Raw genomic sequence first — 18,158 nt, 5'->3', positions numbered from 1 at the left:
ATTTAGATTTTAACTGTTGTTGCCTGTTGTAGGGGCGTAATTAATCGCGCTCCTACTTTTTTATCGTTTTTTTTTTGGTTGCAGGCTTTGATTATCGCAATCGCTGATAAAGTAAATATAGGTTGGCTTTCACTAAGGTAGCTTTTTAATAAAGATAATATTTCTAAAGCAGAGTCAAATGCTATATAAATAATTATTTTTGGTTTCGTTGCTGCCCTACTCAACTTATACTTAACTAAATATTTTATGATAGAGGTGTCACTACAATTATTGGAAAAAATAGATGAGGCTATAGCCTTATCGTTCGCATTCCCAGGTTCTAGCCTGGGAACGAGAAAGAAGTTAGCTTAATCATCTCGAAACCCGGGATCGTCTTCGAGTCTGATTCTGTTTCGTGTAGGAGCAATGTTTGTAGGTGAAACAGAAGAGTTGTCAAAACCTAGCAGCAATCCAGAAGTAATAAAATATCGAGTCCAACGATGTATTCTAGGGTCTTGTTGCCAATCTGAACGAGAGACTTTTGAAAACAGAACTGGGACTATTTGTCCTTTAACGTCGCCGAAAACTCGGAGATAAATTTGGGTAGTCTCCGGGCTTTGTGATAATTCTTGGTCGATAGAGATAGTGGCTACGGTTTCTGCTTCTTCGACAACGTTTTCATAAGGTTGATTGGAGTTGGGGCTGAGGAAGAGATCGATTTTCCTAGGTTCAGATAAAGCTGGGTAAGCGATCGCGCCCAAACTACTTAAAATTGAAAATGTAGCTAAAATTCGCCAGATGCGGATAACCATTGCTTTTATTCATCATCAAGGTTTACACAGAGTAGCACTCTCAAGATTAAGGATTCAGTAAAGTTTGGTTAATTCTAAATAAAACTGTTGCTAATCTTTAAATCTGCCGAATTGGAATTTTAATTGCAAATTCTGTACCCTTTCCAGGCGCACTGATGCAGTTCAATTCACCTCCGTGTTTTTCGACAATAATTTGATAACTAATTGACAAACCAAGTCCAGTGCCTTTGCCTACTGGTTTGGTAGTAAAGAAGGGATTAAACAGTTGTTGTTTCATTGCTTGTGTCATCCCAGTCCCGTTGTCTGCAATCCGAATCACAACTTGATTGTTGTTTTGAACTTTGGTAGAAATCCGAATTGTGGGGATTGGGGACTGGGAAGAGTCTTTTCCAGCGCCTAATGCCAAGTCACAAGTCTCCAGTTCCAAAGCATCAATGGCATTGGCGATCAGATTCATAAATACTTGGTTCAACTGTCCAGCGTAGCACTCTACCTGGGGCAGGTTGCCGTATTCTTTGATTAGTTGAATGCCAGGGTAATCTGTCTTAGCTTTCAGACGATTTTGCAAAATTAGTAGGGTGCTATCAATACCTTCGTGAATATCAACTGCCTTCATTTCGGCTTCATCCAGTCGCGAAAAATTACGCAGAGATAAGATAATTTGACGAATGCGTTCAGCACCCACTTTCATTGAAGACAGCATTTTGGGTAGGTCTTCGATGAGGAAATCTACATCGATTGCTTCTATCTCGTCTCGAATTTCCGCCGCGGGATTAGGATAGTTTTTGTTATAGAGATGTAGTAGGTTAAGCAGGTCTTGGATGTAATTATCAGTGTGAATCAGATTGCCGTAGATGAAGTTGACGGGGTTGTTAATTTCGTGGGCGATCCCAGCAACTAGCTGCCCTAAGCTGGACATTTTTTCGGTTTGCACGAGTTGGGCTTGGGTTTGCTGGAGTTCGTATAAAGTTTGTTCGAGTTTGGTTGCTTGTTCTTGGAATTGTCGGGCGGCGGTGCGGGTAGCGGCGTAGAGTTCGGCTTGGTTAATAGCGATCGCAAGGTTATCTGTAACCGCACAAAGCAGTTCTACTTCGGCATCGCTCCAAGCTCTTGGTGTAGAATTACTACAACTAATAACGCCGATAGTACCTGAGAGAGTTTGAATTGGTAGCACCAACACCGAGGCATAGTTAAGAGAGCGCATAAATTCCTGCCAAACGCGATCGCTTTCTTTGTAGACATCATCCATCCGCACTATTTCCAGATCCAAAAGTTTTTCCGCGATTAGCCCCACCTCCGCCGCCGGGTAGTAACCTGTGCAATCGGGAAGATCCGGATGTCGATCTTCCTTAATCACCTCCCAACCAGGTTCTTCTCTGTCCTGGTAATACCAGGCGAAGTGACAGCGCTCAATTTGCAATAAGCTACGGATTTCCTGCACTGTGGTTTCCAAAACTGTATCTAGGTTGAGAGTGTTGCGAATTTGGGTAGTGATACGGTTTAGCAAATTTTCCCGGTTGGCTTTTTCTCTCAGCCGTACTTCCGATTGTCGTAGTGCTTCCTCAGCAGCTTTGCTTTGATTAATATTAGTCATAGTGCCGACATAGCTTTTCAATCCCTCTGACCCGATTTCAGCTGCTGCTTGAGCTAAAACCCAAGTTACCAACCCATCGGCTCGAATCAGCCGAAACTCGGATTGAAAAGGTAAATTATTCGTTACTGCTTGATGCCATTCCGAATATACTCGATCGCGATCGTCAGGATGTATGGCTTTTATCCAGCCTTCTCCCAGTGTTCCTTCTTTTGTTAGTCCAGTAATCTCACACCACTGCTCGTTAGCATACACAGAATTTCCTCGCGCATCTGCACGAAATATCACTACTGGGGACAATTTAGCTAATATTTGATATCGTTGTTCGCTTGAGCGCAGTGCATCTTCAGTCACTTTGCGTTCTGTGATGTCTGTAATCATCCCCAAAGTACCCAAATACTCACCTTGTGAGTCTAAGATGGGTTTTGTTGAAACGATTGCCCACATAGGAGAGCCATCTTTGCGAGTGAATTTGAAATCATGGTTTTCCTTAATGCCTTGGCGACGACGTTCCACATTGGCGGATGCGATCGCCTTTCCCTCATCATCCATAAAATCAAACAGCGACTTCCCGTGCATTTCTTGGGTACTGTAGCCCAACATTTCTGCCATTCTGGGATTCACAAAGCTGGTCTTGCTATCACTGTCAATAATCCAAACGCCTTCTAAGCTTGTTTCAATAATCCGACGATAACGCTCCTCAGATTCGCGCAATGCTAACTCTGCCTGTTTTCGTTCAGCGACCTCAGCTTTTAAACGATTAATGGCATTTTTAAAGATATTTGTACGTTCTTCTACTCTAATTTCTAAGACTTCATTCGACTGTTTCAAAGCTGCTTGTGTTATTTGGCGCTCTGTAATATCGAGAATAACAGCTAAAAATACTGATTCTCCATTTTGCACAATCAGTTGTATGTGTACTTTTACTGGATAAAGACTGCCATCAGCACGCTGGTGGACTGTTTGAAACTCTAGTTTTTGTTGATCATGTTGTACTAAAGGTGTAACCAAGTTCCAAAAAAAAGCTTCATCTAGTTCTGGATTGATGTCAAGGGGTGTAAGAGTTTGCATCTTTTCCAGAGAATAACCCAGGTTACGCCTAGCACCCGCGTTAACATACTGAAAGCGAAGAGTTTTGGTATTAACAATATAAATTTCGTTTAAGCTTGCTTCAACTGCATTTAACAGTTGCAAACGTTCAGCTTCAGTTTGCTTGCGATCGCTAATATCAACACAGGAACCGATGTAACCCCCAAAGCTGCCATCCGGTAGAAACCGAGGCGTTCCTGTATCCAAAACCCAGCGGTACTCGCCATCAGCACGCAAAAGGCGATATTCCATCTGGAATTTTTCACGGCCATCAAAGGCTGTAATATAAATATCTAAACAATGCTGCAAATCTTCTGGATGAACGCCTTCCGTCCAACCATTACCCATCTCTTTTTCTATTGTTCTCCCGGTAAAATCTAGCCAGATTTGATTAAAGTAATAATAGAGTTTGTCAGTGCCAGATAACCAAATCATTACGGGGGCGGTATCTGCTACGATCCGAAATAGTTCTTCGTCCCGTAAAGGCGTTTGTATTAGCTGTTGCTCAGTGTTCTGTACTTTTAGATCCTGGCTAGTCATTTTTGGGAGTAAGTTGGGTTTGATTTGAATATACTGGCATTTTAAGCATTAATTTCTGGATATAATAGGTCATGTATAAAGTCTGTATACAATTGCGAGTAATACGGGGTGGTGCGATCGCGATCGTAGGACGGATGTCACTATTGCTATAGCATATGCAACAAAAGGCTATAAAGTCCCAGCTTGGCAAATTACTCCAGATGCTTCACTATACTTACACCCGGTAGGTATGACAGCTTAAAATTAAGCCGAGACGGGTTGAGAAGATGTCTGTTTCAGTGGGAGAGCGATCGCAAACTCCGTTCCCTCACCTATTTGGGAATTTACAGAAATTTTTCCTCCATGTTTTTCAATGATTTGGTAGCAAATCGAAAGTCCTAAACCTGTACCTTGACCTACTGGCTTAGTAGTAAAAAATGGGTCAAATATTTTATCTTTAATAGGCAATGCGATTCCTAAACCATTATCCCGAATTCGCACTTGAATTTGGTTGTCAGAAGTTTTTATGGTTTTAATTATTATTTGCTTATTGGATTTTTTTTCATCGGTTAATAGCGCATCAATAGCATTACTAATAATATTCATAAATACCTGATTAATTTGCGCTGGATAGCACTCAATTAGAGGCAAATTACCATATTGCTTAATAACTTTAACTTCTTTTTTTAATTTGTTGCTCAAAATTAACAACGTGCTATCAATACCTTCGTGTAAGTTAACGTCTTTAACCTCGGCTTCATCTAGACGCGAGAAGTTTCGCAAAGATAAAACCATCTGCTGAATCCGCTTAGCTCCTACCTTCATAGAAGACAACATTTTAGGTACATCTTCAGTAATAAATTCTAGGTCAATTTCCTCACTAACCTCCTCAATTTCAGGAGATGAATATGGGTGCTGCTGATAAATATGCACTAATCTAAGCAAATCTTGAAGATATTCGCTGGTATGTTCAAGATTGCCGTAAATAAAATTAATTGGGTTATTGATTTCATGAGCAATGCCAGCTACCATCTGGCCGAGGCTGGACATTTTTTCAGTTTGAATTAGCTGAGATTGGGTTTGTTGTAGTTCTTGCAGAGTTTGAGAAAGTTTAGTTGCTTGTTCACGCAATGCTTCCTCCGCAACTTTAGTAGGAGTAATGTCACGCGCACTCGCATAAATTAACTTTTCTTGGGGAGACTGCACAGATGTCCACGCCAGCCATTTGTAGGAACCATCTTTGCAGCGATAGCGATTCTGGAAGTGGTAAGACGTTGTTATACCTGTGGAAAGTTTTTCCGATTCGGCGATAGTTGCTGCTTTATCTTCAGGATGAACGAAATCGATGAATTGGCTGCTAAGGAGTTCTTCGGTTGTGTAGCCAAGCGTTTTTTCAAAAGCTGGGTTGACGAACTTAAAATAACCGTCGAAACCAGCTATACAGAGCATATCAAACGAAATATTAAAGAAATTATCAAGCTGGTGTTGTTTTTGCTTTATGTCTTGGGTATAAGTTGCAACTCGCCGGATCATTTGGTTGAGAGAAATCGTCAACTTCCCAACTTCATCTTCAGTCGTCACGGGTGCTTGGAGGTTAAAATTTGATTCCTCTGTCACTTGTTGAGCAACTTTGGTGATAGCTTCAATGGGTTGCGCGATCGCTTTACTGGTATAAACTGCCAAAATAACTGCGATCGCTGCTGATACCAGCAAACTAATAATAATAATAAGGCTCCCCAGATTCCCGGCTTCATCGTAAAGTCTATCTCCTGCTTTTGCTTCTCGTTCTTGATAGAGATTAATTAGTTTTGATAGCTCGTCTGTGAGATAATTCAAGCGGACAGTAGTTTTACCATTAATAAACTTGGTGAGCGCTTGCTGTGCTGATGGAAGCTTCTTTGTCTTTACAGTAGACGGTTCAATTCCCTCCAGCACTGTCTTTAGTTCTTGATCATAAATTTGGAGTATGTTTTCATATTTATTGATTAAAGATGTTAGCTGGGTATAATGTCGAGCCAGGTCTTCCTTGTCTTCGCCCAAGTCTTTAAAGTATGGAGTAGAATTATTTAGGAAAATTTGAGTTTCTTTTATTAATTCTTTAAGTTCAAGAAGTTCTTGAATAAAAATCGGAGTTTCTTGCTCTAAGTCTTCGATATCATTTGATATAAGAAGTAATTCTCGTTGTTGAGAGCGAGCCTGTAAAATAGCTGTTTGTAAATTATTTAGAGAATTTATCCTGACACGCACTTTCTCAACTTGTTCCGCCGCCCGCGCATAATTGTATTGTTGGAAAATAATGCCAGTAGTTCCGCCCAGAACGGCAATGCTAATCGCTAGACTATACCCATAAACGATTTTCTGTCTAATACGTAAACGACTGGTTAGGCGGTTAAACTGAGTTGGTGAAAAATTTGGATAGGGATTTGGCAACTTAACTATAAAAGACATTTTTTCACTGGCTCTAATGACACAAAAATAACAAGTGATTCATAATATACACATGAAAAATACCACGTATAGTTTATAATTTAAAAGCGAAAAAATACCTAAGAAAAGTTTCAGTAACCCGAAAGCACAGGATAAAGTAAGTAATTTTACGGATTAAAATTGGGGAAAGGAAAAAATAACCCTGCCTGGGGGTACTAGACTGCCTGTTATGATTAGAAACAGTTTTGCAGTAAGCTGCTACTAGGCTTTAGCGGTACTTTTAGCTTGATATCGCTGAAGGCAACGCATCAACTACTGACCTGTCTATGACTTACTCTTCTTCATCTGTGGCAACCGATGCCTCTGGCGGTACGACTCAAACAGATTCAGCCATCTGGTCTAGCTTATTGCAACAGTTGTTAGACGGGCGATCGCTCTCGCGCGATCAAGCCGCAGAATTGATGCATGGATGGTTAAAGGAAGAAATTCCACCAGTGCTATCAGGAGCGATTTTAGCTGCTCTCCAAGCAAAGAGTGTCTCTGCTGAAGAGTTGAGTGGCATGGCTCAAGTCTTGCAATCCCAATCCTTTGCCCTTGAGAGTCCCCAGCCCCTAGCTTCCAATCACCTAATTGACACCTGTGGCACTGGGGGAGATGGGGCATCAACCTTTAATATCTCTACAGCAGTTGCTTTTGTTGCCGCTGCTACGGGCGTTCCGGTAGCAAAACATGGCAATCGTTCTGCCTCTAGCCGAGTCGGTTCCGCTGATGTGCTGGAAGCGCTGGGAGTGAACCTGAACGCCACGCCGCAGAAGGTACAGGCGGCGCTTCAGGAAGTGGGCATCACATTTCTATTTGCACCCGGTTGGCACCCTGCCTTGAAGGTAGTAGCACCGCTACGGCGAACGCTAAAAGTCAGGACGGTGTTTAATTTACTTGGGCCGTTAGTAAATCCGTTACGCCCCACAGGTCAAGTGATTGGGGTGTTCGATCCAAAATTGGTCAGCACCATTGCCCATGCTTTGGGGCAATTAGGCATTCAGCAGGGTATTGTCTTACACGGGCGCGAGAAACTGGATGAAGCTGGTCTTGCTGATGTTACAGACTTGGCGGTGTTGTCTGGGGGTGAAGTGGAGTTGTTGACGCTGAATCCCCAGGAACTAGGCTTAACAATGGCACCTACGGCGTTAATCCGGGGTGGAGATGTTTTAGAAAATGTGGCGATTTTGCAAGATGTACTCCAAGGGAAAGGAACGCCAGCGCAACAGGATGTAGTGGCTTTGAATGCGGCATTAGCACTCCAGGTTGGCGGTGTGGTAGCGATGGGTAATCATGCAGAGGGCGTTTCTCTGGCAAAGGAAATTATAAACAGCGGTGCTGCTTGGTCGAAATTGGAACGATTAATTCAGTTTCTTAAGGATTAGCCAGCGAGTTAAGAGTTGGAATTCAACATTCCAACTCTTAAGGACAACTGACAGTTTTGGTTAATTGGGACGGAACTCAACCACGTTACGTTTAATTGTGATGTCATAACCATCAAAGAAGTCATGCCCCAATAGTCCAACTTCCATGTCTGGTAAAGCGATCGCTACCAGCACATTCTTCTTGATTGCTCCGCCAACTCCGATAGACTTGACATAACCCAGAGGAAATTCTGCTACACCATTGGGAGTCTGCGCCTTGGCACTCGATACAGGTACTACTCTGAGTGCAGCTGCCATGCGTCGGGTAATCAAGGTGCCGGAAGCACCAGTATCCACAATCATTTCAAAAGTCCGGTTCCCGTCAAAGGTGACATCAATCACGGGGGTGCCACCTTCTCGCCTTTTGATTGGGGCTTGATAAACACCGTTTCTCAGAAGCCGAGGTTTGGAACTTCCTGTAGGCGCTTTCGCTACTACCACAGGCTGAGGTTTGGGTTTGGGAGGATTTGCCTTGTTCTGGGCATAGGTAAGATTGCGCTGGTATTGGGGGATTTTGGTTTTAGCGATCGCATGATAAGGACTAGAAGCCGGAATCGTTTTCATAAAAGCGATCGCTTGTTGCCAGCTGCTAATAACTAATTGCCAATCCTCTTTTGACTGAGCAGACAGACTGATGCTGCTGGCGCTTTCCGCAGAGTCAATCGCCCGCACATAAGCGTCGGCGGCGGCTTGCGGGGATAACTGCGGCTTATATGGTGTCTTTGCCGGAGATTTAGATTTAGTTGAAGCAGGTTTAGACACCTGCTTTGCACTAGCAGTTGGAGGCTTCTTGGCAGGAGGAGAAGCCGAGACGGGAGTTGCTGATGGACTCTGAGGAGTGGCAGCATTGTCTTGGCTACAGCCAAAACTTACGAGTGCCAGCGTACTTGAAAGCAAAATGATTGCTGCACGGGCGTGAGGAGACTTCACAATATCTGCATTTAATTCTCATCAACTATTTTATTGTCATCTATCCTTTAGTAGATTGGATATAAAAAAATTCTTAGACCTAAATAAATAAAGATGCGATCGCATTTATAGCCTTTATCCCCTGTTACCTGATGAGGAGATGACCAAGCCTGAAGGAAAGCGATTGTCCTACAAATAAATAAGGTAGGCAATACCCACCCTGCCCTTAATTGGTGACTCGTATTTTGTGTAGCACTACTATAGACATCTCTAAAAATTAGATTGTAATCCTGATCAAGCTTAGGCTGAAGTCCAATTTCTGGAGATGTTTAATGTATCCTTACCTTAATTGGAAGCTATGTTAGAAGTGGGGCATCTTACAGGGACACTCAACTATCTAGACCCACTTGAGAGATTCTTCAGTTCCCTCGCTCTTGAGCGCATATCTTGAAAGGCACTAATGCGGCTGCAAACATTCTCGGATTTAATTCTTAAAGGTTCATTAAGAGTACCACTTCGTATGGCTCTGATAGTTCCCTTTATCTTTCAACTCTCTGTTGCTGTGGGGCTACCAGCATACTTCTCTTTAAGGAACGGTCAGAAAGCAGTTAATGAGGTTGCAGCCCAACTGAGAAGTGAAGTTACAGCCCGAATTCATCAACATATCTCCGATTATATGGAGACACCTCAACTTGTTACCCAAATAAACGCCGATGCTGCCCGTTCTGGCAATTTGAATTTGCAGGACTCTTTAAGTCTAGAACGTCATTTCTGGCAGCAAGTGCAGTTATTCAAATCTCTAAATCCGATCGCCTTTGGAAGTGAACAGGGAGAAATTCATTCAGTCGATCGGCTTGATGATGGTTCATTAGTCATCCGAGTTATCGACCAATCAACCCGTGGTAATTATCACACTTACACCACTGATAGTCAGGGCAATCGCGGCAGGTTAGTTCGAGTTAACACAACCTTTGATCCTCGCACTCGCCCCTGGTATATAAAGGCTGTGAAAGGAAATAAACCTACCTGGACTGAGATTTATCCATACTTCTCATCATCAGGGTTAGCAATCAGTGCAACCCGACCTTTTTATAACCAGGCAGGTACTTTACTTGGCGTTACCAATGCAACATTGTCTCTCTCTCAGCTGGGAGATTTTCTGAATAGTTTAAAGATTGGTCGCACTGGGCAAATGTTTATTGTCGAACGTTCTGGAAACTTGGTAGCAAGCTCAACGGCTGAGCCGCCTTTTATTTTAAATCAAGAGGGAGGAAAACAGAAACAGGAAAGATTGGCAGCGATCGCTAGCAGAAATCCTGTGACTCGTCTAACAGCCCAGTATTTAAAGGAACGCTTTGGTAACTTCAATAATATTCGCCATAGCCAGCAGCTTGACTTTGAAATTGAAGGTAAGCAGCAATTCGCACAGGTGACACCGTTTACTGATAGCTACGGACTGGAGTGGGTAATCGTCGTAGTGGTTCCCGAAGCTGACTTCATGGAACACATTGAAGCCAACACACGAACCACGATTTTGCTATGTTTAGCAGCATTGATATTCGCTACAGTTATGGGGGTGTTCACCTCTCAATACATTACCCGACCGATTGCTCATTTAATCTCTGCCTCTCAGGAAATTGCCAATGGGAAGTTAGACCAAACTGTCAAAGTAGAGGGCATTAACGAACTAGAAGTTCTAGCCCAAGCTTACAACCAAATGGCAACTCAACTGCAAACATCCTTTACTGCTCTTGAAAAGGCAAATGAAGAGCTAGAGCTTCGGGTCGAACAGCGAACAGCCGAACTACAAGAACGGACATTTCAGCTAAAGCAATCCTTTGACTTGGAAGCAACGTTGAAACGGATTACAGACAGAGTTCGTGACAACTTAGATGAAGCACAAATTTTGCAAAAGGTTGTCCAAGAATTAGCTTCTGTACTTGCTGCCGAATGTTGTGCTGCTGCCCTGTATGATATAGAGCAAAAAACGTTAGTTATCAATTATGAATATGCCCAACCTCATTGGCCTTCTACTCAAGGTTCTAGGATTGAATTAGATGAGTTATCTGGAATTCATCAATCTCTGTTACAAGGGCAATGTTTACAGTTTTGTCAATTAGCCCCAAAGTTTGGTCGCCCTCATGCAGCGATTCTTGCCTGTCCTGTTTTTGATGACCAGGGTATCCTGGCTGATATATGGTTATTCCAACCGCCGATTTATAACTATAGTGAACTAGAAATTCGGTTATTACAGCAAGTTGCTAATCAATGCGCGATCGCTATTCGTCAGGCTCGACTTTACCAAGCGGCCCAAGCCCAAGTAGAAGAGCTAAAAAGTCTACATCAGCTTAAAGATGACTTTTTGAGTACCGTATCCCACGAACTGCGTACTCCTATTTCTAATATAAAGTTAGCGATTCGGATGCTGAAGCTAGCTCCCACTCCAGAACGGCATAAACAGTATCTAGATATTTTAGACGCTGAGTGCGCTAGAGAAGCTAACTTGATCAACGACTTGCTGGATTTGCAACGCCTGGAAGCTAATCGTTATCCTGTATTTGTCGAGTCGATAGTTCTGGAAGATTGCATATCCAGTATTATCAAACCGTTTCTATCGCGAATTCAAGAGCGTCAACAAGTCTTTAACGTTGATTTACCGCCTGACCTTCTGCCAATTATGTCAAGTCCAGATAGTTTGGGGCGGCTTTTAGCGGAACTCCTTAACAATGCCTGTAAATACACTCCATCTAATGGCGAAATTCGCTTTAGCGTCAAACAAGATATCGATTTATCTATCCCGAAACCTACTGCATCAATAACCAGCTTTGAGGTCAGCAATCAAGCAGAGATTCCAACGGCTGAAATACCCCATATTTTTGATAAATTTTATCGAGTTCCCAATGCAGACCCTTGGAAACAAGGTGGAACTGGATTAGGCTTAACCTTGGTGAAAAAGTTGGTTGAGCAATTGGGGGGAGAAATCAGAGTAGAAAGTGGTGAAGGTTGGACGAGCTTTACTATTTTATTAGGAAATACAGAAGTCATAAATGATTCGTGAAGGTGAGATACCGGACTTGTTAAAGTTGGGTATTTGAAGGGCTGGCTCACAATGCCGAGGAATACTATATAGCCGAGTAGAGAGCAATCCGATAGTCTTCTCTATTCAATAGACTGATTCAAAAAAAACTGGGAGATGAGAACTAATGAGGTCAAGTTTGTCAATCTCAGGGCTGAAGCTTATCTGTGAGATGCGATCGCCTTCCTCGAAACTTGGTTATCTCGCCACCAGATAACAGCAGATGAGCGTAGATGCGATCGCATCCTAATACACACTTCTACCCTAGCTGGGTGTGAGATGATAACTTACCACTAGCAACTAACAACCAAAAACTCAGCATCACCTTATGCCTTCTTCTTCTGCTCAAAGTGCCTTGCTCGTACTTGCTGATGGCACGTCCTACAAAGGTTGGTCTTTTGGTGCTTCTGGAACAGCCATTGGCGAAGTGGTGTTTAACACTGGCATAACTGGCTATCAGGAAGTTTTGACAGACCCCAGCTACTGCGGTCAGATTGTTACATTCACTTATCCAGAATTAGGCAACACTGGTGTCAACCTGGAAGATGAAGAATCGAATCGTCCTCAAGTCAGAGGCGCGATCGCGCGTAACATCTCCTCACGTCCCAGCAACTGGCGATCTACCCAATCCTTGCCCGACTACCTGAAACAACACAACATTCCCGGTATTTATGGCATCGATACGCGATCGCTCACCCGCAAACTGCGCTCTGCTGGTGCCATGAACGGCGCTATTTCCACCGAAATCCTCGATCCTGCCGAATTGCTGGAAAAAGTACAAGAAGCTCCCAGCATGGCAGGATTAAATCTAGTTCAGGAAGTCAGCACACAAACCGTCTACGAATGGTCTGATCCCACCGAATCGAGTTGGGAATTCAGTCCTGGCGTTGAGTCAAACGATGGCGAACCCCTCACCGTTGTCGCCATTGATTTTGGCATCAAACGCAACATCCTGCGGCGTTTGGCTGCTTACGGTTGCCGCGTCATCGTTGTACCAGCCAACACACCGCCAGAAGAAATTCTCAAACACAACCCGGATGGGATTTTTCTCTCCAATGGCCCAGGAGATCCAGCAGCCGTTACCGAAGGCATCGAAACCACCAAAGCCTTGCTAGAAAGCCAGAAACCCGTCTTTGGCATCTGCATGGGACACCAAATTCTCGGTCTTTCAATGGGTGCTGACACCTTCAAGCTCAAATTTGGTCATCGCGGCTTAAATCAACCAGCAGGTTTAAAACAGCGGGTGGAGATTACCAGCCAAAATCACGGCTTTGCAATTGATGCAGATTCCTTAAGCTCAGATGTGGAAATAACCCATCTGAACCTCAACGATCGCACTGTAGCTGGTTTACGGCACAAATCCCTGCCTTTCTTCTCCGTACAGTACCACCCAGAAGCCAGCCCCGGCCCCCACGATGCCGACTATCTGTTTGAGCAGTTTGTTGAGCAAATGCGATCGCATCGCCAAAATTAATCAATAGCAATTAGCAGCTGTGTGTTCTATAATGGAGCCTCGACTAAGGACAATCCAAGGTAGGAGGGTGTTATTCCTGAGCCACTAACCCTAACCGTAAGCTTAAGAGGCACTCGCGAAGTTAGGGACAATTACCAGCTATACCGCCTCACGGGTTTGTTAGATGCTTTCTCGGAACCCACGTTCCGGAAGGTGGTCAGCAAGTATATTGAGGAAGGTCCCAGCCACGTTATTCTGGATCTTTCTAACATCGACTTTGTAGATAGCTCTGGCTTAGGCGCTTTAGTGCAGCTGGTGAAAAAGGCTCAAAGCGTTGATGGTTCTTTGCAAATTGTCACCAATGCTCGCGTGACTCAAACCGTTAAACTGGTTCGCTTAGAACAGTTTCTCTCGTTGCAGCCTTCAGTTGAAGCAGCATTGGAGAAGATCAAGCAGCCTTGAGCTGAATGATAAATCGATAGGTGGGGCGGGGCTGACAACCCGCCCTTACCAATTTCTAGCACTGGCACGACTGCGATTTTCAGTGCAAAGCTAAAATTTAGAGGGCAAGGTGACTCAGGAGGAGGAAGGGCGTTTAGATAACCTGGCGACTAACTCGCCACTGGACAAAACCGAAATGTGGTTTAACCCAAGATGGGCTGTAGATCGAAAAGCTCAAATCCAACAGCTTTCCCCAGCGTCTTTGGCTTATTTGGGGGACGCTGTGTATGAACTATATATCCGCAGCTTTTATCTGCTGCCGCCAAAGCGATCGCAAGCCTACCACGACATGGTAGTAGCGCAGGTGAGAGCAGAAAGTCAGGCAAAAGCACTACAAGAACTCCAACCGCACCTCACCGACACAGAATTAGAAATTTTGCGGCGCGGGCGCAATGCCGCAGGACGACGCAAACGCCTCGATCCAGAAATTTATCAACAAGCTACCAGCTTAGAGACGTTGATGGGCTATCTTTACCTGACAGATCCCCAACGCTTGACCCAGCTGCTAGAACACTTACAACTAAACCAGATTTCAGAAGACAAAAATTCTTAACAATATGCCAGATAAAAAACGCCGCCCCCACCCTCCAGGCAGAAGTACCAGCCGAGGAAAGCCTATCCTATCCCAGCGCGTATTCCCAAAACGTGTTGGAGAGCAACGTAGTCGCCCTGCACGTCCCTCTCGCGATGAGGAACAGCAATCGGACGAGATAGACAGCAGTTCTATGGGCAAACACGAGCAAGTAAAACCGATTCGCCAGCGGCGCGATGTGGAGAAACCCCTACCCCCCAGCCGACGCGAGCAGAGCCAAGAAAAGGACAAACGCCCTCCTAAAGAAGATGGGGGCTGGGGAAAAGAAACTGGGAGGAGGGAAGGAACTCACAAGGAACGGGGGATTAAGCGAAATTCCCAACCCCAAATTTCCGAGCGCCATTCACCAATCCCTGGTAAATCTGAGCGAGGCAAGTTTGTGCGAACGGGGCGCGAAAAGCCGCAAAGAGGGAGATACTCAAGCGATGCTGCTAATACAGCCGCTTCGCTACGCGATCGCGCTGTTTCTTCGCCCCCAGAGGAAGAAACAGACATGATCTATGGTCGGCATCCTGTCCTCACAGCTCTAGAAAACCAGCGCCAGCTTAACCGGATTTGGATACTTCCCAACCTGCGCTACGATCCTCGCTTTCATACCTTGCTATTGCAAGCCAAAGAAAGGGGAGCCGTAATTGACGAAGTAGAACCGAGACGCTTAGATCAAATCACCAACCAAGCCAATCACCAAGGAGTAGCGGCTCAAGTCGCTCCCTATACTTACACTGAATTGGGCGACTTGATCGCCAATGCCAAATCCGTCTCAGAACAGCCAGTCTTGTTAGTAGCCGATGGCATTACCGATCCCCATAACCTGGGAGCAATTATTCGCACAGCAGAAGCCTTGGGAGCGCAGGGATTAGTGATCCCCCAACGACGGGCAGTAGGTATCACATCCGCTGTGATGAAAGTGTCAGCTGGAGCTTTAGAAAGTTTTTCAGTGGCCAGAGTCGTCAATCTGTCTCGTGCCTTGGAAGAATTAAAAGCAGCTGGCTTTTGGATTTACGGCACTGCCGCCGAAGGTAGTCAAATGGTACACACAACTCAATTCACTGGGCCAGTAGTATTAGTAGTTGGTTCTGAGGGTGAAGGTCTGAGTTTGCTGACACAACGCTGCTGTGACTTCCTGGTTTCCATTCCCTTACAGGGACAGACTCCTAGCTTGAATGCTTCAGTGGCGGCGGCAATGGCTCTTTATGAAATTTACCGTCAACGCTGGTCAAATAAAATCTACCTTTGATAATCTGTCACAAGACTCTTCAAAAAAGAATCATGTCAGAGTATAACAAAGTGTAAACAATAGCACATTTAGAAAATAGCATCGCATCCCCTAAAACAGGCACAGACTATGAAGGAATTCTTGATTAGCATTCTCCACTTCTTTGGACGGGCTTGGTGGGTTGAGATTGTCACTGACAACCCTCGCTGTACTTACTACTTTGGCCCTTTCATCAGCAGCCAAGAAGCCCACGCAGCCAAGGCTGGCTACATCGAAGACCTAGAACACGAAAGTGCCAACGGTATTAAGGTGGTCGTGAAGCGCTGTAAGCCAGGGAACCTAACCATTTGCGACGATTCGGGGGAGCGTTTTGACCGCAAAAGAACACCTACTTTTAGCGGTCAGCCTTCGTAGTCTTTGGTTCGTCCCAATTAACCCTCAGTCCGAATGGGTGTATACAAACAAAGCCCGCTAGGTAGCGGGCTTTAGAAGTGGGTATCACGCCCAGATTTGAATTAGACTCAGGCGGGCATTACTACCTGGGGGTGTTTGTCGAGCCAGTTGTCAATGTCTCTGTTGACCAGATCGGGAATCTCCCACGGGAATAAATGAGCGGTGTTGGGGTAGCAATGCCATTCACAATCCTTGAGGTGACGAGCAGTTTCTAAGCTCGAAATAGGGGTGATGTGGCGATCGCATTCCCCCGCCAGCATCAAACTCGGACATGGAATCTGCTCTAGGTCTGCCAGTCGGTTATACCCAGTTCTCAGCGCTGTGTTGAGGGCGCGATTGGCAGCAGCCGAGGTTTGTAAATAAGCTGACATTGCCTCTAATGCGAGGTAGTTGTAGGTACTCGGCGTGTGTTGCTGGATGAGATAGCGGTAGAGCGATCGCTTCCCAAACGTCTCAATATTCCACTCCCACCCAGGCTGTATCCGGTTCAAAATCGAAGCCAGCCCTGTGTAAAAATTATCCTGCCAACTAATCGGCGGATGGCTGCCACGGGGACGAGCCGCTGTACCAATTAAAATTAGACCGCTCACTCGCTCTTTTAGCCCCAGCGCCAACTCCATCGCCAATATTCCCCCCAACGACCATCCCAGTATCAAACAGCGTTCGATCTGTAAGCGGTCTAGAAGCGCCTCCAGGTCAATCAAATGGTCGCCCATAGTAAAATCCCCATTGAACCGACTACTACCATATCCCCGGAGGTCTGGGGCGATAGTTTTAAAACGATTTTCGAGGTGCTTAGTAAAGATAGACATACTGCGACCATTGCCGGGATGACCGTGCAAGCACAGAATGGGAAAGCCCTCTCCTTGGACGCGGACGCTGAGGTGATGAGCTGGGGAAGAAGTGTAAGGCATAAAAAGGCTCTCATGTAAAAGGTAAAAGACAAAATAATTCTTCACTTTTTCATTTTGCATGAGAGTGTTTTGCCTTTCCCAATTACCATTTCAACTATTTGTCTTTATATCCTCCAGCGTATGTAATCACGCACATATTTCTGTATCTAGCATGAGAACCGAAGCCAACCCCAGCTACCTTAAAAGCGGGGCTAAACATATTTTTTCTATGACCGCGATCGCTCACTCCATCATCAATAATTAATTGCATCACAATATCTTGGGCTGTGCTGGAACCGTAGCTGATGTTTTCCCCAGCGGTGGTTTGCCAAGAACCATAGCGGTTGATGCGAGTAAAGGGGGTACTGCGATCGCTTCCCGTGTGTCCTGTCGTACCCCTTGGGCCTTGGTCTTTGACGAGATCCTTCGCACCTAAAGACATCCCTTTAGATGCACTCAACGCTGACACAGGTTTGGCTGATTTTAAGAACGCGATCGCCTCATCAACTGCCCTCACGCCTTCCTGAGTCTGTAAATAGACGTTACCAGGCAATTTAACTCGCTTGCTATCAACAAAGCTCTTTTTATACTTTTCCAACACAGCAACATAAGCGGCGGGATTTGTCCGCGCCTTATTCATTTCCACAATCACCGCTTGTTCCAAAGGCGAGAGATAACTCGCTTGTGCCAACAAAGTAGATCCTCCTTGAGTGGGTATTGGAACGCCTGCCAAAGATGGGCTAGAGGGAAAAACTGAATGAAAGAAGGTCGCCAGTACAGTAATAGGGGCAAATGCCATAAATAGAATCCGACGCATAAATCACCTTACAATTTCCTGACAAGAGAAATAACGCTGTCTATATCAAATAGATTGACAGCAGCTTCCTAAAGTTTCCGAATTTCATAAAAATAAACGTTACTCTAAAATTTAGAATTTATCCAACACTAAATTTATCTTTTTACCACATTTTTTTAGCTGCTACTTCTGTAAAAGTGTTTTTGTTCCTTGTTAACCAGAGGCGAGCGCCCTCAAACTTCAGAAATCTTAAATTCAGTTTGTGAGCGATCGCAATAGACCTCTTGCAAAAAAGTTTTGTGGTATTGTGGAGGGTTAACTAAATAAAGACAGAAATCTACGCTTTCTGAAGTTCGTAGTTATAAATCCCAGCAATTAAGTGACAGCGC

14 protein-coding genes are annotated in these 18,158 nt (G+C 44.6%); 7 read left to right on the top strand and 7 right to left on the bottom strand.

Annotated elements, in window-relative coordinates; all coding sequences use genetic code 11:
* Positions 1-2: 2 nt before the first annotated feature.
* From H6F63_RS02410 to H6F63_RS02395, 4 genes are all read right to left on the bottom strand, one after another.
* A complete protein-coding gene (locus tag H6F63_RS02410) occupies positions 3-224 on the bottom strand; it encodes a hypothetical protein (RefSeq protein WP_190634585.1) in 222 nt (73 codons plus the stop codon).
* Positions 225-347: 123 nt separating this feature from the next.
* A complete protein-coding gene (locus H6F63_RS02405) occupies positions 348-791 on the bottom strand; it encodes a hypothetical protein (protein ID WP_190634584.1) in 444 nt (147 codons plus the stop codon).
* A gap of 97 nt (positions 792-888) precedes the next feature.
* On the bottom strand, positions 889-4,011 hold the full coding sequence (locus H6F63_RS02400; protein WP_190634582.1) for a PAS domain S-box protein: 3,123 nt from the start codon (positions 4,009-4,011) through the stop codon (positions 889-891).
* A gap of 243 nt (positions 4,012-4,254) precedes the next feature.
* Complete coding sequence (locus tag H6F63_RS02395) at positions 4,255-6,438, bottom strand: ATP-binding protein (RefSeq protein ID WP_190634580.1); 2,184 nt, start codon at positions 6,436-6,438, stop codon at positions 4,255-4,257.
* A gap of 305 nt (positions 6,439-6,743) precedes the next feature.
* Here H6F63_RS02395 and trpD point away from each other — a divergent pair, with 305 nt between their 5' ends.
* Positions 6,744-7,841, top strand: a complete 1,098-nt coding sequence (gene trpD / locus H6F63_RS02390; RefSeq protein ID WP_190634578.1) for an anthranilate phosphoribosyltransferase — start codon at positions 6,744-6,746, stop codon at positions 7,839-7,841.
* A 60-nt stretch (positions 7,842-7,901) separates the two neighbouring features.
* Here trpD and H6F63_RS30850 read toward each other — a convergent pair whose 3' ends face one another.
* Positions 7,902-8,810 (bottom strand): retropepsin-like aspartic protease, encoded by a 909-nt coding sequence (locus tag H6F63_RS30850; protein WP_190634575.1) that lies wholly within the window; start codon positions 8,808-8,810, stop codon positions 7,902-7,904.
* A 499-nt stretch (positions 8,811-9,309) separates the two neighbouring features.
* Between H6F63_RS30850 and H6F63_RS02380 the strand changes: the two genes are divergently transcribed.
* The 6 genes from H6F63_RS02380 to H6F63_RS02355 all read left to right on the top strand — a co-directional run bounded on the left by H6F63_RS02380 (position 9,310) and on the right by H6F63_RS02355 (position 16,041).
* Entirely contained in the window at positions 9,310-11,847 is a 2,538-nt protein-coding gene (locus H6F63_RS02380) for an ATP-binding protein (RefSeq protein WP_190634573.1), read from the top strand.
* 346 nt (positions 11,848-12,193) lie between these two features.
* Positions 12,194-13,339, top strand: coding sequence for a glutamine-hydrolyzing carbamoyl-phosphate synthase small subunit (carA, locus tag H6F63_RS02375; protein ID WP_190634571.1), 1,146 nt, complete (start codon positions 12,194-12,196; stop codon positions 13,337-13,339).
* 72 nt (positions 13,340-13,411) lie between these two features.
* Positions 13,412-13,780 carry an STAS domain-containing protein gene (locus tag H6F63_RS02370; RefSeq protein ID WP_190428330.1) on the top strand — a complete coding sequence of 123 codons (369 nt, stop codon included), beginning with the start codon at positions 13,412-13,414 and terminating at the stop codon, positions 13,778-13,780.
* A 175-nt stretch (positions 13,781-13,955) separates the two neighbouring features.
* On the top strand, positions 13,956-14,372 hold the full coding sequence (locus H6F63_RS02365) for a ribonuclease III domain-containing protein (protein ID WP_190634629.1): 417 nt from the start codon (positions 13,956-13,958) through the stop codon (positions 14,370-14,372).
* A 343-nt stretch (positions 14,373-14,715) separates the two neighbouring features.
* Complete coding sequence (rlmB, locus tag H6F63_RS02360) at positions 14,716-15,648, top strand: 23S rRNA (guanosine(2251)-2'-O)-methyltransferase RlmB (RefSeq protein WP_347276761.1); 933 nt, start codon at positions 14,716-14,718, stop codon at positions 15,646-15,648.
* Between the two features lie 108 nt (positions 15,649-15,756).
* Positions 15,757-16,041: a DUF1816 domain-containing protein gene (locus H6F63_RS02355; protein ID WP_190634566.1), complete on the top strand. Its 285-nt coding sequence runs from the start codon at positions 15,757-15,759 to the stop codon at positions 16,039-16,041.
* 107 nt (positions 16,042-16,148) lie between these two features.
* On the opposite strand, the gene H6F63_RS02350 is transcribed toward H6F63_RS02355, so the two are convergent.
* On the bottom strand, positions 16,149-16,994 hold the full coding sequence (locus tag H6F63_RS02350; protein ID WP_190634564.1) for an alpha/beta hydrolase: 846 nt from the start codon (positions 16,992-16,994) through the stop codon (positions 16,149-16,151).
* Between the two features lie 94 nt (positions 16,995-17,088).
* A complete protein-coding gene (locus H6F63_RS02345; protein WP_190634561.1) occupies positions 17,089-17,790 on the bottom strand; it encodes a CAP domain-containing protein in 702 nt (233 codons plus the stop codon).
* Between the last annotated feature and the right edge of the window lie 368 nt (positions 17,791-18,158).

The organism is Trichocoleus sp. FACHB-40 (genome assembly GCF_014695915.1).
In the GTDB taxonomy this organism is placed as follows: Bacteria; Cyanobacteriota; Cyanobacteriia; order Cyanobacteriales; family FACHB-T130; genus Funiculus; species Funiculus sociatus.
Note: the sequence above shows the minus strand (reverse complement) of the source record. Positions and strands in the feature narration are given on the sequence as shown.

Coding starts and splice junctions, on each gene's coding strand:
- H6F63_RS02350 (WP_190634564.1), bottom strand. CDS start 16,994: ATGCCTTACACTTCTTCCCCAGCTCATCACCTCAGCGTCCGCGTCCAA.
- H6F63_RS02380 (WP_190634573.1), top strand. CDS start 9,310: ATGGCTCTGATAGTTCCCTTTATCTTTCAACTCTCTGTTGCTGTGGGG.
- H6F63_RS02345 (WP_190634561.1), bottom strand. CDS start 17,790: ATGCGTCGGATTCTATTTATGGCATTTGCCCCTATTACTGTACTGGCG.
- trpD (WP_190634578.1), top strand. CDS start 6,744: ATGACTTACTCTTCTTCATCTGTGGCAACCGATGCCTCTGGCGGTACG.
- H6F63_RS02355 (WP_190634566.1), top strand. CDS start 15,757: ATGAAGGAATTCTTGATTAGCATTCTCCACTTCTTTGGACGGGCTTGG.
- H6F63_RS02400 (WP_190634582.1), bottom strand. CDS start 4,011: ATGACTAGCCAGGATCTAAAAGTACAGAACACTGAGCAACAGCTAATA.
- H6F63_RS02365 (WP_190634629.1), top strand. CDS start 13,956: ATGTGGTTTAACCCAAGATGGGCTGTAGATCGAAAAGCTCAAATCCAA.
- H6F63_RS02405 (WP_190634584.1), bottom strand. CDS start 791: ATGGTTATCCGCATCTGGCGAATTTTAGCTACATTTTCAATTTTAAGT.
- H6F63_RS02395 (WP_190634580.1), bottom strand. CDS start 6,438: ATGTCTTTTATAGTTAAGTTGCCAAATCCCTATCCAAATTTTTCACCA.
- carA (WP_190634571.1), top strand. CDS start 12,194: ATGCCTTCTTCTTCTGCTCAAAGTGCCTTGCTCGTACTTGCTGATGGC.